General features: G+C 57.3%; 16 protein-coding genes. 6 read left to right on the forward strand and 10 right to left on the reverse strand.

Annotated elements, in window-relative coordinates; all coding sequences use genetic code 11:
• The first annotated feature begins 14 nt into the window (after window positions 1–14).
• Both AC2FI7_RS00880 and AC2FI7_RS00885 read left to right on the forward strand, forming a co-directional pair.
• Window positions 15–470, forward strand: a complete 456-nt coding sequence (locus tag AC2FI7_RS00880) for an Lrp/AsnC family transcriptional regulator (protein WP_010439413.1) — start codon at window positions 15–17, stop codon at window positions 468–470.
• 20 nt (window positions 471–490) lie between these two features.
• Entirely contained in the window at window positions 491–2,374 is a 1,884-nt protein-coding gene (locus AC2FI7_RS00885; protein ID WP_120981132.1) for a monovalent cation:proton antiporter-2 (CPA2) family protein, read from the forward strand.
• Here AC2FI7_RS00885 and cobT read toward each other — a convergent pair.
• A complete protein-coding gene (cobT, locus tag AC2FI7_RS00890) occupies window positions 2,371–3,381 on the reverse strand; it encodes a nicotinate-nucleotide--dimethylbenzimidazole phosphoribosyltransferase (RefSeq protein WP_010439409.1) in 1,011 nt (336 codons plus the stop codon). The genes AC2FI7_RS00885 and cobT overlap by 4 nt on opposite strands.
• Window positions 3,382–3,460: 79 nt before the next feature.
• Between cobT and cobS the strand changes: the two genes are divergently transcribed.
• The gene (gene cobS, locus AC2FI7_RS00895; RefSeq protein ID WP_496815551.1) at window positions 3,461–4,225 is read left to right on the forward strand and encodes an adenosylcobinamide-GDP ribazoletransferase; all 765 of its coding nucleotides are present in this window, start codon (window positions 3,461–3,463) and stop codon (window positions 4,223–4,225) included.
• On the opposite strand, the gene AC2FI7_RS00900 is transcribed toward cobS, so the two are convergent.
• The 6 genes from AC2FI7_RS00900 to AC2FI7_RS00925 all read right to left on the reverse strand — a co-directional run bounded on the left by AC2FI7_RS00900 (window position 4,222) and on the right by AC2FI7_RS00925 (window position 10,118).
• Window positions 4,222–4,983, reverse strand: a complete 762-nt coding sequence (locus AC2FI7_RS00900) for an ion channel (RefSeq protein ID WP_496815552.1) — start codon at window positions 4,981–4,983, stop codon at window positions 4,222–4,224. The genes cobS and AC2FI7_RS00900 overlap by 4 nt on opposite strands.
• A gap of 125 nt (window positions 4,984–5,108) precedes the next feature.
• Window positions 5,109–5,618, reverse strand: coding sequence for a CarD family transcriptional regulator (locus tag AC2FI7_RS00905; RefSeq protein ID WP_010439402.1), 510 nt, complete (start codon window positions 5,616–5,618; stop codon window positions 5,109–5,111).
• Between the two features lie 284 nt (window positions 5,619–5,902).
• Window positions 5,903–6,241: a ferredoxin FdxA gene (fdxA, locus tag AC2FI7_RS00910; protein ID WP_010439399.1), complete on the reverse strand. Its 339-nt coding sequence runs from the start codon at window positions 6,239–6,241 to the stop codon at window positions 5,903–5,905.
• Window positions 6,242–6,306: 65 nt separating this feature from the next.
• Window positions 6,307–6,672 carry an RNA-binding S4 domain-containing protein gene (locus AC2FI7_RS00915; protein ID WP_010439398.1) on the reverse strand — a complete coding sequence of 122 codons (366 nt, stop codon included), beginning with the start codon at window positions 6,670–6,672 and terminating at the stop codon, window positions 6,307–6,309.
• A 6-nt stretch (window positions 6,673–6,678) separates the two neighbouring features.
• A complete protein-coding gene (locus tag AC2FI7_RS00920; protein WP_029621765.1) occupies window positions 6,679–9,486 on the reverse strand; it encodes a helicase-related protein in 2,808 nt (935 codons plus the stop codon).
• 23 nt (window positions 9,487–9,509) lie between these two features.
• Entirely contained in the window at window positions 9,510–10,118 is a 609-nt protein-coding gene (locus AC2FI7_RS00925; protein WP_010439392.1) for a tetratricopeptide repeat protein, read from the reverse strand.
• Window positions 10,119–10,148: 30 nt separating this feature from the next.
• Here AC2FI7_RS00925 and AC2FI7_RS00930 point away from each other — a divergent pair, with 30 nt between their 5' ends.
• The 3 genes from AC2FI7_RS00930 (at window position 10,149) to AC2FI7_RS00940 (ending at window position 13,316) form a co-directional block, all read left to right on the forward strand.
• Window positions 10,149–10,439, forward strand: a complete 291-nt coding sequence (locus AC2FI7_RS00930) for an SCP2 sterol-binding domain-containing protein (protein ID WP_010439389.1) — start codon at window positions 10,149–10,151, stop codon at window positions 10,437–10,439.
• Window positions 10,439–11,410, forward strand: coding sequence for an alpha/beta fold hydrolase (locus AC2FI7_RS00935; protein ID WP_010439387.1), 972 nt, complete (start codon window positions 10,439–10,441; stop codon window positions 11,408–11,410). Before AC2FI7_RS00930 ends, AC2FI7_RS00935 begins: the two co-directional genes overlap by 1 nt.
• A 79-nt stretch (window positions 11,411–11,489) precedes the next feature.
• Window positions 11,490–13,316, forward strand: coding sequence for a M3 family oligoendopeptidase (locus AC2FI7_RS00940; RefSeq protein WP_010439384.1), 1,827 nt, complete (start codon window positions 11,490–11,492; stop codon window positions 13,314–13,316).
• A gap of 22 nt (window positions 13,317–13,338) precedes the next feature.
• Here the strand turns inward: AC2FI7_RS00940 and AC2FI7_RS00945 are convergent, their stop codons facing one another.
• From AC2FI7_RS00945 to AC2FI7_RS00955, 3 genes are read right to left on the reverse strand one after another with little or no spacing between them, the layout of a single operon-like run.
• On the reverse strand, window positions 13,339–14,232 hold the full coding sequence (locus AC2FI7_RS00945) for a DMT family transporter (RefSeq protein WP_010439381.1): 894 nt from the start codon (window positions 14,230–14,232) through the stop codon (window positions 13,339–13,341).
• A gap of 15 nt (window positions 14,233–14,247) precedes the next feature.
• Window positions 14,248–14,517, reverse strand: a complete 270-nt coding sequence (locus AC2FI7_RS00950; protein WP_010439380.1) for a DksA/TraR family C4-type zinc finger protein — start codon at window positions 14,515–14,517, stop codon at window positions 14,248–14,250.
• Window positions 14,518–14,573: 56 nt separating this feature from the next.
• Window positions 14,574–15,548, reverse strand: a complete 975-nt coding sequence (locus AC2FI7_RS00955) for a Gfo/Idh/MocA family protein (RefSeq protein WP_029621761.1) — start codon at window positions 15,546–15,548, stop codon at window positions 14,574–14,576.
• Window positions 15,549–15,562 lie beyond the last annotated feature (14 nt).

Genomic DNA, 15,562 nt, shown 5'->3' on the forward strand with positions numbered 1-15,562 from the left:
GAGATTCACCGCACATGCTGGATGCAACAGACACACGACTGTTGTCAGCTTTGCAGAAAGATGCGCACCTGACGGCACATCAATTGGGTGAGATGTTAAACCTGTCGGCCAGTCAGGCGGGCCGCCGCCGACAGCGCCTTGAGGCTGAGGGCTATATCACCGGATATACGGCCCGGCTGGACCCGCTGATGCTGGGGTTGCAGGTTCAAGGGTTCATTCAGGTGCATCTGGGCACACATGGCCCCGAACAATCCGCCAGCTTCTCCCGCATGGTCAACACGCGCCCCGAGATCACGAGTGCCTGGACGATGACGGGTGAGGCAGATTACCTGCTTCATGTCTATTGTGACGACTTATCCGCACTCAACAGCTTGCTTCACGAAGTCATCCTGCCGCATCCTGCAGTAGCACGTGTGCAAAGCCAGATCGTGATGGACCAATTGAAACGTGACGCGCCGCTCCCGACCTGAGCGGATATAAGAGGACAATAATGGACGAGTTCCTTTATCAGGCATCGATCTATTTGGCAGCAGCGGTGATCGCCGTTCCGTTATCCGCGCGTCTGGGCCTGGGTTCGGTGCTGGGATATCTGGCCGCCGGAATTGCAATCGGACCGATTCTGGGCCTTGTAGGCGCAGAAACAGAGAGCCTTCAACACGTCGCCGAGTTTGGCGTTGTCATGATGCTGTTCCTGATCGGGCTGGAACTTGAGCCCCGCGCCCTTTGGGACATGCGCGACAAGTTGTTGGGGCTGGGCGGGCTGCAGGTTGGCCTGTCAACTGCCGCGATCGCAGCTGTGGCGTTCTACGCGGGCCATCAATGGTCGGTGGCGCTGGCTGTCGGCCTTACGTTGTCACTATCTTCCACCGCTATCGTTCTGCAAACCTTGTCCGAAAAGGGGTTGATGCAGACCAATGGCGGGCGAGCCACATTTTCGGTTCTGTTGACGCAAGATATCGCCGTCATACCTATTCTGGCCTTTCTGCCCCTTCTTGCACTGCCTGCCAGCGTCCACATAGAAGACGATGGCTCGATCAATCGAGGTGTGGATTCCGCCCACGGAGCCGATCACCACGCCACATTGTCGCTGGTCGAAGGACTGCCGGGCTGGGCCGTTACTCTTGTCACGATCGGAGTGGTCGTCTTTGTCGTACTGGCGGGCGTCTATCTGACCCGCCCCTTGTTCCGGTTTATCCACGCCACGCGATTGCGTGAGATGTATACCGCGCTTGCACTGATGATCGTGGTTGGTATCTCGTTTCTGATGACGCTGGTGGGCCTCTCCCCCGCCCTTGGTGCATTTTTGGCGGGCGTCGTTCTGGCTAGCTCGGAATTCCGACATGAAATGGAAAGCGACCTTGAGCCGTTCAAAGGGCTGCTGTTGGGCCTGTTTTTCATCACAGTCGGCGCTGGGATCGATATTGGGTACTTCTTCGCCGATCCATTTGATCTGATCGGGTTGGCGCTACTTGTGATCTTGGCCAAAGGTATCATCCTGTTCATCGTTGGGCGTGCTTTCAAACTACGTGGACGTGATCACTGGCTGTTTACTTTGGGATTGGCCCAGGCTGGCGAGTTTGGGTTTGTATTGCTGGCATTCTCGACACAGCAAAACGTGATCCCTCCGGGCTTGTCGCAAAAACTGCTTATGATCATCGCCCTGACCATGCTGATCGCACCTCTCCTGTTTATCCTCTACGATCTGCTTTCTCGCTATATCGGCGAGAGCAAGCCAAAGGTCGAACCAGATGAGATTGATGAGAGAGGGCCTGTCATAATTGCAGGGATCGGTCGCTTTGGTCAGATCGTGAATCGCCTGGTGCAGGCAAGCGGATTCAAGACCGTGGTTCTGGATCACGACATTGAAACCATCCAGCTTATGCGCCGGTTTGGCGTCAAAGGATTCTTGGGCGATCCGACGCGTCCCGAACTGCTGCGCGCCGCCGGGATTGAAAAAGCCTCGGTTTTGGTCGCGGCCATGGATGATTACAAACAGGTCACTCGTCTGGTCGGATATGCGCGCCGCCAGCGACCTGACCTGCACATCATCGCTCGGGCGCGAGATCGCACTCATGTTTATGAACTCTATCAGGCCGGGGCCAATGACATCGTGCGCGAAATGTTCGATGGGTCACTACGTGCCGGTCGCTATGTTCTCGAGAATATCGGCCTTAGTGAATATGAGGCCGCGCAAGCAGAGCAAACGTTCTATCACCACGACCGAGGATCGGTGCGCGAGTTGGCCGAGCTGTGGATACCCGGCATGCCCACGGCAGAAAACAAAAAATATATCGAGCGTGCGCGGCAACTTGAAAAAGATCTGGAAACCGCGCTGCTGGAACTGGCTGAGGAACACGCCAAGAAGTCGGCTTAACCGTCTGTAACTCCGGCCTCGGCAAACGTTGCCATGCCGGAATGACAGGCCACGGCGCTTTTAAGAATGTTGATCGCCAGCGCCCCGCCCGAACCTTCGCCCAAGCGCAAGCCAAGGCTTAGCAACGGTTCCTTACCTAGCTTGTTCAGCATTGCGGAATGTGCACCTTCGGCACTTTGATGGCCCGCAACAGTGTGATCCAGCGCAGTGTCCGAAAGTTGCGCCAAACAGGCCGCTGCTGCCGTACAGATGAATCCGTCCAGAATGACTGGAATGCGCAATACACGTGCAGCGGCAATCGCCCCTGCCATGGCCGCAATCTCGCGCCCGCCTAGGCATTGAAGGATACGCAGACCGTCGCCTTGACCGTGCAGGGCAACGCCTTCGGCAACAACGCGTGTTTTGTTCGCCAACCCTGCATCATCTACGCCTGTGCCGCGCCCGGTCCAGTCAGATGCATCTCCTCCAAACAGCGCACAGGCGATGGCGGCTGCAGGGGTGGTGTTGCCGATACCCATCTCTCCCACAACCAGCAGATCAGCCTGCGGATCGACGGCTTCCCAGCCTGTGCGCAGCGCGCGCAGCAATTCATCTTCGCTCATCGCGGCGGCTTGGGTGAAATCTGCGGTCGGACAGTCCAGATCCAACGCATGCACATCCATCTTGGCACCCGCAGCCTTGGCCAGTTGATTAATCGCAGCACCGCCGTGTTCGAAATTCATGACCATCTGAACAGTGACCTCAGGCGGAAATGCTGAAACACCCTGCGCGGTCACGCCGTGGTTGCCAGCAAACACAATGACCTGAGGCGCACTGATCTGTGGCCGCGCATCACCACGCCAACCCGCATACCATATCGCCAAATCCTCAAGCCGCCCCAAGGCTCCGGGTGGTTTGGTTAGTTGGCCGTTGCGCTCTTGCGCGCCCTGCACGGCAGAAGTATCCGGACCGGCCGCACCGGTCAGCGCGTCGCGGAAACTGTTCAGATCGTCGAGTTCAGGCAGCATTGAAAGCCTCGTTGCGTCAGAGTGGTCCTGTGTGTTTAACCAAACCTGACAAAGCAACAAGACCCTGAAAGGCCTGGGAGTGACCAAAAACGACACTGCCCCATTTTCCATGTGGGATATTCCGCTTGCGCTGGTCTTGCTGACACGCTTGCCCCTGCCACGCTTGCCGAAAGAGGCGTTTACTCGCCAGTCGCGCGCCGTCTGGGCATTTCCGCTTGCAGGGCTGATCGTTGGTGCCCTGGCGTGTGGTATCGGTTGGATCGCAATCTGGGCGCAGTTGCCCGTTTTCGCAGTCGCAGGCCTGATCGTTGCCGCGCTGATCGCAACCACAGGTGCAATGCATGAAGACGGGTTGGCTGATACGTTCGATGGCCTTTGGGGAGGGTTCACGCCCGAGCGGCGGCTCGAGATAATGAAGGACAGCCATATCGGCACCTATGGTGTGCTGGCACTGCTGCTATTTCAGATTCTACGTATCACAGCCATTGCAGCTCTTGTTGGTGCCGAGGTGATGACAGGTGTGCTGGCTGCATGTGTGTATTCCCGATCTCTTATGCCCGCCTTGATGACTTTTCTAAAAAATGCCCGGCACTCAGGGCTAAGCCATTCGGTCGGCGCACCGCCGATATCTGCGGTATTAGCCGGGTTGGTAGTGGCCGCAGTGTTGGCATTGGGCTTATTGGGGGCTCTGGCGTTGATCCCAATGCTTTTTGCGATGATCGCCAGCCTGATTGTTGCGAAGATCGCCAAGGCAAAGATCGGAGGTCAGACCGGCGACATTCTGGGGGCAACGCAGCAGATAACCGAGATCACATTCCTGCTGACGCTGATCGCTTTGATCTAACTGGCACCCCCCGTCGCAATCCGCAGCGTCGCGCCGCAGTGCTTGCAATGCACAGCGTCCGGGTCGTGGCGAAACAGACCACAGCTGGGGCATTTGTAACGCACTTTCTGCGGCATGAAGATCGCCTGCGCCAGACGCACGAACAGGGCCACACCAACAACCATGATGAAAACCGAAAACAGCTTACCACCCGGCGTCGACAACGTGATGTCACCAAACCCAGTTGTCGTCAGTGTGGCCATCGTGAAATACAGCGCGTCGATATAGGGCGTCTGGGTGTCTTCCGGCACAAAAAAGACCAATACAGCGGTCGAAGTCGCAAAGACAAAGACCAGCAAATTGATTGCAGCGATCACCGCGTCTTCATGCGTTCGGAAAAAGCTGCTGTCACGCCGCAAATCCCTGAGCAAATGGTATGAATGAATCAAACGCAAGGCGCGCAAAATACGCAGAAACGCCAAGTTGCCGGTCAGAAACGGATCAAGGAAAAGCGAAACGATAACAACAATGTCCGCCAACGTGTAAATCTGACGCAGTAGCTTCCAACGATCTTTCGATATCCAAAGCCGGGCAGAAAAATCCATGAGAATGAGCACACCGACCCCAATACTGGTTGCGGTAATACCCGGACCGTGCGGAATATGCGCGGTCACAACAAAGAACACGATCGTCGCGATGTCGAACAGGATCAGACCATACCGAAACCAGACCGAAATCGGGTCGTGGCTGATGTATAGAAACTTCACAGCCTGCTTCATCTTGACCCCGTATCCGCCTAATATTCAGAGAAAAATACCCTGAAACGACTACAGCACCAAGCGACGGTTCATAAAAAAAGCCGCCCCCGATACCGGAGCGGCTTTGAAATGGGTGGTGCATTTGATCAGGCAGCGCGTGAGGTCAGCACCTCATCCACCTGCTTGGCGGCCGAGATTTCATCTGCACCAGACACTGCAGCAACTTCGCGGGTCAGACGCTCAAGCGCCGCCTCATATAGCTGACGTTCGGAATAGCTCTGCTCGCGCTGGTCGTCGGTGCGGTGCAGGTCGCGGACCACTTCAGCGATCGAGATCAGATCACCCGAGTTGATCTTTTGCTCATACTCCTGCGCCCGACGCGACCACATGGCGCGCTTGACCTTGGCTTTGCCTTTTAGCGTTTTCATGGCCTGACTGATCACATCAGGAGAGCTGAGTGAGCGCAGGCCGGATTCGGTGACCTTGTTGGTCGGCACGCGCAGCGTCATCTTGTCTTTTTCAAAGGAGATTACGAACAGTTCAAGCGAGAAGCCTGCAACTTCCTGCTCTTCGATCGATACGATCTGTCCCACGCCATGAGCCGGGTAGACGACATAATCGTTCGGGCGGAACTCAAGCTTTTTCGATTTCGACATTCACATTCATCCTTCATTACAGATCGGGATATGAGACGACAAAAAGACCACAGCCGAGGCCCTAAACGGCCCCGCCAGGCGGCTTATTTGTCATAAAATCAGAACTCCAAAGCGAGCATACTTACGGAGCACATCCCAATCACAGTCATCATTCGACCCCAAGTATATCACAAAATTGCGACACTCAAAAGACCGACCTAAGGCAAATGGGAGATTCCCTTTTTACCTCAATGTATTATGGCGCAGATTGTTGTCTAACGTACGGTTAGGGGCCACCGAATCGGTTAACCACCTTCGCCGGGTGCTTCCGAGAAATATTTCTCCATCTTGCCTTCTTCGCCGTCGCGTTCCTCGGCCTCGGGCAAGGGGTCTTTCTTAGTCACAATCACCGGCCACATTTCCGAGTATTTCCGGTTGAACTCGACCCACTGCTCCATACCCGGCTCGGTATCGGGGCGAATTGCGTCGGCGGGGCATTCGGGTTCACACACACCACAGTCGATGCATTCATCGGGGTGAATGACCAGTGTATTCTCACCTTCGTAGAAACAATCCACCGGACATACCTCGACACAATCGGTGTATTTGCAGCCAATGCAGTTTTCGGTGACAACGTAGGTCATTTTGGAATTCCCGTTTGCGCTTTGGCGACTAGCTAATCCAGTCTGACCGCCTCTTCAAGGTCAGATCACCCCTTTGGGGTGCGAGAAAGATCAAGCGCGCGCCTTTCCTTCTTGGTTGGACGACCTTTTCCTTCAAATCCGGGATTCTTGGGCGGTACATCCTGCTTTTCAGTCATATCAAAGTACAAACCTTGCGCCTCGGGGGCCGGGCCACGGCGCTCTCCGAGCGCTTCGATACGCACAACGCGGACGATCCGCCCCTGGGGAAAGGTCAGGACGTCTCCGGGTGCCACAGCTTGCGCCGGTTTCAGCACCCGGTTTCCGTTTAGCCTGACATGGCCGCCGCTGACCTGTTTAGCGGCCAGGCTACGGGTCTTGAAGAACCGCGCCTGCCACAACCATTTGTCGATCCGCAGCTTGGCCTCGGCCATCGCGGATCAGTTACCGTCCTTCAGACCCATCAGCGCTGCTGCGAACGGGTTGTCGGGATCGATGGCCTTTTCCTTCTTGGGCGGCCGAGACGAGAAGGACTTGGCACCCTGAGGTTTGCCACCTTTCTTACCATGCGGCTTGCGACCATCTTGCGGCTTACCACGCGGCTTGCCTTTGCCCTGCCCCTGCTCGCGACGTGGGCCACGGTTTTGCTGGCGCTGGCGACCCCAGGTGAAGGTATAGAACACCTCGACCTCGGGTTCGTCCGCAGCAGGTGCCTCGTCTGCCGTCTCGGTGCTGTCGGTGGCCTCGGCTGACGCCTCGGCGGATGTCGCGACGTCTTCGGTCGGCGCATCTGGCGCAGAGTTATCTTCAGCGACAGGTTGCTCGGGCGCGTCTGTCGTAGTTTCGGGTGCGGTTTCGACCGGTACTGGCTTCACTTTCTCACGTTCGCCACGTTCAGCCTTGTAGCCCAGCCCCTGCATCAGGTCGGCAAACTGATCCAACGTCATACCAGTGATCGACAGCATATCAGGCTTGGCTTCGAAACCACCCCGGCTGTCCTCGGACCGCAACATGTCGGCCAAACGTTCTAGCATGTCGATCCGGATCGAGCGTTCGCCGGCATCACGATAACCGCACATGGTGTCATAGCCCTGCGGCGCATCCTTTGCGACGGGCACGGTGACCAACCCCGGAGGCGGCGCTTCGGGGAACTCCTGCAGACCGCTCGACAGCGCCCAAAGCACCAGACGCAGACGCGTCGGCGCAGGTTTCAACAGCAGTGGCATGAAGATGGTGAACTGACCAAAACGGATGCCGTGCTTGCGCAGCGCGCCGCGCGCGTCCTGATCCAGATCCTTGACCTCTTGCGCGACCTGCGCACGGGGCAGCACGCCAAGCGCCTCAACCATGCGGAATGCAAAGCCTTTGGCAAGACCGGTCAGCTCTTCGTCGCGCGACAGATTCAGCAGCGGCTCAAACAGCGCCGCCACTTTGCGGTCGATGAAATGCTGCAGCCGGCGCTGCACTTTCTGTTCGACGTCCGGGCCTGCGGCCTCATCGACAAAAACCTCGACAATTGGCTTGAGAGGCTCGGCCCCGGCAACCAGCTTGCCGACAGCATATTCGCCCCACATCAGTCCGCCCTGATCGGTGAAATCTATTTCGGTATCGGGCGCGTTGTAGAAGCGATCGGCACGCAGATGGAATTGCGGCGCGAGTGCTTGCAAAGAGGCCGATTTCAAAGCTTTCGCCTCGGTTCCTTGCGCGCTTTTGTCCGGCGAAAACCGGAACCCTTCCAGACGGCCGACGAATTCGCCTTCGACGGTCACTTCACCCTTGTCATTTACTTCGGCCAAAAGGGCCTCCTTCTGCTTGAGCCGGCGCAGCAAAACAGATGTACGCCGGTCCACAAATCGTTGGGTCAGACGGTCATGCAGAGCGTCCGACAGCCTGTCTTCTACAGTGCGCGTCTCATCACGCCAATGGGATTCGTCACGCACCCATCCGTTTCGTTGCGCAACATATGTCCAAGTGCGAATATATGCCAACCTTTTGGACAGCGCATCAATATCCCCATCCGTACGGTCGATCCGGCGGATTTGCCGCGCCATGAAATCGTCAGGGATAGATCCGCGCTCATGCAGGTGGCCATAGATCACCTCGAGCAGGCTGGCATGTTCGGCGTGGCTTATTCCGCGAAAATCAGGGATTCGGCATACATCCCACAGCAAGCGTACCGATGGTCCATCGCTGGCACGGGCGACAACTTCGGTGACTTGGGACAAAGATTTCAGAACGTTCAGGTCGTCGGCGGGCCGCGCCTTGATCAGGTGCTCATTGTCGGGGCTGATCTCAAGCGAGTCGATCAATGCCTCGATCGTGCCAAACCGCAAGGCGGCATTCCGCCAGTTCAGCTTCTTCATCGGTGTGAACCGGCTGTCCATAATGGCTTGGGCCACGCCCTCATCCAGCGGCGGAGCCTCACCAGTAACGCCAAAAGTGCCATCCGACATGCCACGCCCGGCCCGTCCTGCGATCTGGGCCAGTTCATTGGGCGCCAAAGGCCGCATTCGGCGGCCATCGAACTTGGTTAGGGATGAGAACGCCACATGGTTTACGTCCAGGTTCAAACCCATGCCGATGGCATCGGTAGCCACCAGATAATCAACCTCGCCGTTCTGGTAGAGGTCAACCTGCGCATTCCGCGTTCGAGGGCTGAGCGCCCCCATGACCACCGCCGCCCCGCCCTTCTGACGACGCAGCAATTCCGCGATGGCGTAGACATTGTCGACCGAGAACCCGACAATCGCGCTGCGCGAGGGCATTCGGCTGATCTTTTTGCTTCCAGAATAGACCAGTTGAGACATCCGCTCGCGCCGGACAAACTGCGCCTCGGGAACAAGCGCGGCAATCGCACCCCGCATAGTGTCAGAGCCGAGGAACAACGTCTCATTCGTTCCACGCGAGCGCAGTAGACGGTCGGTAAAAACATGGCCGCGTTCAGGGTCGGCACAGAGCTGGATTTCGTCGATAGCAACGAAATCGGCGCCCATTCCTTCGGGCATCGCCTCGACCGTGCAGACCCAATATTGCGCCCGCGGCGGCACGATACGTTCCTCGCCCGTCACCAGCGCCACGACCGAATGACCGCGAATGGCTACGATCTTGTCATAAACCTCGCGCGCAAGCAGCCGCAGTGGCAGGCCGATCAAACCTGTCCGGTACCCCAGCATACGTTCGATCGCGTAATGGGTTTTACCTGTGTTCGTTGGGCCAAGTACGGCCACGATTCGGGATGACCCGCTCACCTTTGCCCCCTGCGCCCTGAGACTTACAGCGCCTTGCCTTCAACCTGAGGCTTCAGCCGATTCACGGCATTGGTTACTTCTTCATGATGGGGATGTATAGCCAATGCGCGCGAATAGGCCTCGAACGCCTGCTCGGGCTCACCTACAATCTCGAAGATCAGCCCAAGGCCATAGATAGCCTCATAATTGTTTGGGTTAAGGGTCAAAGCGTGTTCAAGATCAGCAGCTGCCATACCAAACCGCTCCATGCCGAAAAAAGCCGATGCACGCACGTGCCAGCCTTCGGCGAATTCAGGTGCGTGATCAGTGAGCGCTGTCAGATGGTCCAGAGCAGCCTCGACATCGCCATCATCCAACGCCTCTCGCCCGCGCTCAAGCAGCAAATCAGCCGAGGCCGAACCGGATTGTGACCACAGCGCCTGCAATTGCCGATCCAAACCGATGGCCTGCTCGGGCGTCGATTGCGCCAGTTGCTCTAACAACGCCGCCTCGTCGCGCGAATCCGCCTCTTGCGCAGTGCAAGTGGTGGAAAACGTGACTATGACGGCAAGTGCCGCGACGGTACGTTTGAGATTGGTGATTGCAATACCCATAACAATGGCCAGTGTAGCGTTGCGACCGGGGATGTCCATTCACGGCGCATGAACAATATGAGGAAGACCATGAGCGATATTCTGGAAAAAGCCGCGGCGGCATTGAATGAGAAACTGTCGGGCGGCGATTTCGACGCATCAGCAAAGTTCGCCATCGCCGATCTGGGATCTATCATCCTGGATGCAAGCGGTGCGCGCGTCAGCGATGATGAGGCTGATGTGACCCTCAGCGCCGATGCGGATACCTTTGAACAAATCCTCAGCGGCGACCTGAACCCAACCGGTGCATTCATGTCCGGCAAGCTGAGCGTTGACGGAGACATGGGAATCGCCATGAAACTCGCCTCGGTGCTGGCCTGATGGAGTTTTCGCCGGCCCCCTTATTCGAAGACGTGGCCGGCGGCCCTGCTGGTGGAGTGGCCCATTGGCTGACTACCGAAGACGGCATACGCATCCGCGTGGCACATTGGCTGCCCGAAGGTGATGCGCGCGGCACGGTGATGCTGTTCCCCGGTCGTACGGAATATATCGAAAAATACGGTGATACCGCCAAAGAATTCGTGAGCCGGAGATTTGCCTGCCTTTCTGTTGACTGGCGCGGACAAGGTCTGGCGGATCGTTTGCTGGATGATCCGAGAATCGGTCATGTCGAACAATTCACTGATTATCAGCATGACGTTCGATCCACCTTGGCACTCGCCACGCAACTGGAATTGCCCAAACCCTGGTTTGTGATCGGTCACTCGATGGGTGGTGCCATTGGGTTGCGCGCGGTTCTGGAAGGAGATGACTTCGCTGCTTGTGCCTTCACAGGGCCGATGTGGGGTATTTTCTTTACACCGATCATGAAGCCTCTCAGCCAGTTGACCGCCTATTGGGGGCCGCGTCTGGGATTGGGAGAGAAAAAGCCGCCCACAACTTCGCTTGAAAGCTATGTGGTGTCGCAACCTTTCGAAGGAAACGTGCTGACGCGCGATCCAGCGATGTACCGAATGATGCAGGACCAGTTGGCCGCGCATCCCGAGCTGGCTTTGGGTGCCCCGTCCACCATCTGGCTGCGCGAGGCGCTGGATGAATGCACCTGGCTGATGGAACAGACCGCGCCCGACATCCCTGCCCTGACCTTCTTGGGTAGTCACGAACAGATTGTGGATCGCAAAGCGATCCGAGCCCGGATGGCCGACTGGCCCAGTGGTACTCTGGTCGAGATCCCCGACGGCGAACACGAAGTTCTGATGGAGGCACCCGAGGTGCGCGAGCCGGTCTTTGATCAACTGGCTGCACATTTCGCGGCAGCCGCGGCGAAACCAAAACCCGAGCCCTGTCATTAAGGCCCAAGCCGACAGCTTGCTTGTGATCCGGACGTGCCGCGCCTAAATGTTTGCCAACGCAGTTTATTCGAGGTGTTCCATGCGCGACCTTCCCTTTCCCGTCCGTGACGCAAATGCAGGCGGCGGTGCCGATGATCTGGGCGATTTGCCGGAATGGGATCTGACGGACCTCTACGCCTCGGAAGATGCACCTGAACTGTCCCGCGATCTGGACTGGCTGGAAGGCGAATGTGCGTCCTTTGCCGCAGATTATGAGGGCAAGCTGGCCGATCTGGACGCCGCTGGCCTTCTGACCTGCGTGCTGCGCAACGAAAAGATCAACGCCATCGCCGGGCGCATCATGTCCTTTGCCGGTCTGCGCTATTATCAACTGACCACCGACGCGGATCGCGCCAAGTTCCTTTCGGACATGCAGGAGAAGATCACCGTATTCACCACTCCGCTGGTGTTTTTCACGTTGGAACTGAACCGCATCGACGATGACGTGCTGGCCGCGCATTTCGCCGCCAATTCTGATCTGGCGCGATACGAACCTGTGTTCCGTCGCATCCGTGCGATGAAACCGTATCAGCTGTCCGACGAGCTTGAGAAATTTCTGCACGACCTCGGCGTTGTCGGTGACGCGTGGGAACGCCTGTTCGACGAAACAATCGCGGGCCTGACCTTCACCGTCGATGGTGAAGAGCTGAATATCGAAGGTACGCTGAACCTGCTGACCGAGCAGGATCGCGCCAAGCGTGAAGCCGCAGCGCGCGAACTCGCCAACGTTTTCCAAAGCAACATTAAAACCTTCGCGCGCGTTCATAACACGCAGGCCAAGGAAAAAGAGATCGTCGATCGCTGGCGCAAAATGCCAACCGCCCAGACCGGTCGTCACCTGTCGAACGATGTAGAACCCGAAGTGGTCGAAGCCCTGCGCGAGGCCGTTGTGGCCGCCTACCCCAAGCTGAGCCATCGTTACTACGAACTGAAACGCAAATGGCTTGGTCTGGACGTGATGCAAGTCTGGGATCGTAACGCGCCGCTGCCGATGGAAGACACCCGGATTGTTGACTGGGCCGAGGCCGAGGCGACCGTGATGGACGCCTATAACGCCTTCGATCCCCGCATGGGCGAAATCGCGGCCCCCTTCTTCTCGAAGGGTTGGATCGACGCGGCAGTGAAGCCCGGCAAAGCGCCCGGCGCTTTTGCGCATCCCACCGTGACCGAGGTTCATCCCTACGTGATGCTCAACTATCTGGGCAAACCGCGCGATGTAATGACTCTGGCGCATGAATTGGGCCACGGCGTACATCAGGTATTGGCCGCCGATCAGGGCGAGATGCTGTCATCGACCCCGTTGACCTTGGCTGAAACCGCCAGCGTGTTTGGCGAAATGCTCACCTTCCGCAAAATGCTTGATCAGGCCGAAACCCCGGAACAGCGCAAGGTGCTGCTGGCCGGCAAGGTCGAGGACATGATCAACACGGTTGTCCGCCAAATCGCGTTCTACGACTTCGAATGCAAACTGCACGCCGCCCGTCGTGAGGGCGAACTGACCCCGGACGACATCAACGCCCTTTGGATGAGCGTTCAGGCCGAAAGTCTTGGCCCCGCATTCGAATTCATGGACGGGTACGAGACCTTCTGGGCCTATATCCCGCACTTTGTCCACTCTCCGTTCTATGTCTACGCCTACGCCTTCGGCGACGGCCTCGTGAACGCGCTCTATTCGGTCTACGAAAGCGGTGCGGACGGGTTCGAAGATAAATATTTCGAGATGCTACGAGCCGGTGGCTCGAAGCACCATAAAGAGCTTCTTGCCCCGTTCGGACTGGACGCCAGCGATCCCGAGTTCTGGGACAAAGGCCTGTCGATGATCTCAAGCTTTATTGACGAACTGGAAGCGATGGAACGCCAAATCTAAGGGGCAGCCTGCAAGGGCTGCCTCATTTCTCTTTGGTTGATTTCATCGTCGTCACGAAAATGGCCGTCACGATCAAAACCGCGCCGACAATCGCAAGCGGTGTGATCGTTGCACCCAGAAACAGCGCCGAATTGACAAAGGTAAACACAACCGACGCGGCGAATAGCAGCGTCGCCGTCAATGTCGACACGCGCGCGGCGGCTTCGTACCAAAGATAATAGGCAAGCGCGGTGGGCAAAACGCCCAGAAGGATCAAGAAGATCACATCATTTGCGGTTGGCATCTGGAACGAGAAAGCCGCCAGTGGCATCAACAAGACGCCCGAACACAAAAAGATGCCAAACAGGAAGTTCAACCTTTCGGCGGTAGTTTCCGAGGTCTGCATCGCGCGGCTGCTGGAAATCAGGAACACCGCCCAGCTGAGCCCCGCCCCGATTTCCATCAGATCGCCCAACAGGGGCTCTCCCCCGCCTTGAAAATCCCGATAAACGGTCAGAAACACACCGAGGATCGCCAGCAGAGTCGCCAATACATCAGTCCGGCCAACGGCGGTATCCGCGAAAAAATACAGGAAAATCAACACGAAGAACGGCGCTGTATTCTCAAGCACCATCGCATTAGCAGCACCTGTATGTTCCAAGCCTATGTGGAACAGAATGTAGTTCACCACCGTCGACAACACGGCCAGCCGGAAGTTCCAATCCCTGTACTGGACCGAGACCCGCGCGCTCATCACCCGCAACATGCAGTAGATCGCAAATGCGGCTATGAACAGGCGTGATACGGCAATCTGTAACCCGCCGAGATCACTGGTCAGGTACCGCACGATAACGCTGTGCGTGCCCCATAGAAACGCGGCGAGGAACCCAAGAACCAACCCGTTTTGCAGTAATGATCTCTGCGGCTGATCCTTCAAAGGACGCTCCTAGCGTTACTTCAGCTGACTGTCTTTCGAACCCCGCCGATTGATCCCGCCGCGGGTCTTGAAGCTGCTGTCACGCTCTTGCTGGCAGTCCAGGCACAGCTTTACGCCTGGCAAAGCAAGGCGGCGTTTTTCAGGGATCGGTTCCTCGCATTCGGCGCAATGGGTCAGGCTTTCGCCCACAGGTCGCTTTTGCGCCTGCATCCGCGCCAGCTCATCCGAAATCGACGCTTCGATCTGTTCACTCACCGCGCCATCGCGCGCCCAACCGCCCGCCATTTGACCCTCCTGATCCGGTCGGGACAGGATACGCGAGACACCAAGGGCGTGGCAAGCTAGAGCGATACAGCTGTATCAAAGACCTGATCGATAACCTCTTGCGTGCCCCGCACGAATTCCAACGGACAGGGGTAGTCAGCCCGATCGCGGACTGAGCGGCAGAATGCCTCGACCTGCAGCTTATAGTGATCGTCCCCTGGAAAGCGCGTCACCTGTACCTCAAGCCCAGGGCGGTGCAACTCGACCCTTGCTTCGCCAAATACACGCGCATTGAAAGGCGCGGTCAGACGGATCAAACCACCTTCGCCGTGAAACACCATCTCCTGATGCGGATGCATTCGGGTCGAGACGTAGGCGGAGTAGGTAAAGTCGGGAAACTGCGCACGAATTTCGGTGAAGACGTCCACGTCATTCTCCCATCTGATCGCACCGCTGACCGAGATCGGCTCTTGCCCCGTCGCATAGCGTGCGCCGCCGATCACATACACCCCGATATCGCGCAGCCCACCCCCGCCGGTTTCTGCGCGGTTGCGAATGTTGGCAGTATCCGCCCGGTTGTCATAGCTGAACGCGCCGCTGACATGGACCAGCTTCCCGATTGCTCCGTCGGCGATCATATTGCGGGTCAATTGCCACTGCGGATGATGTACGATCATGTAAGCTTCGGCGGCCAGCAATCCGGTCTGATCCCGCTTGGCAATCAGAGTTTCAAACTCATCAGCCCGCATGGTCATCGGCTTTTCACATAAAACATGCTTGCCCGCATCCAGCGCCTTCAGGCTCCATTCGACATGCAAATGATTAGGTAATGGGATGTAGACAGCTTCGATCCCCGGATCAGCCAACAGCGCGTCATAGCTATGGAAAACGCTGATATCGGGGCAAAACTGTTGAAATGGCGCTGCTTTGGTCGGATCGGACGTGGCCAGCCCAGCAAGGCGAGCACCATCAGCGGCGTGGATAGCTGGCCCCATGTGCTGAAGCGCAAATTTCGAAGCCCCTAATATGCCCCATTGAACCGGCTTTTGCATGATCACCATCTCCT

Source organism: Ruegeria sp. YTSA064, assembly GCF_059610325.1.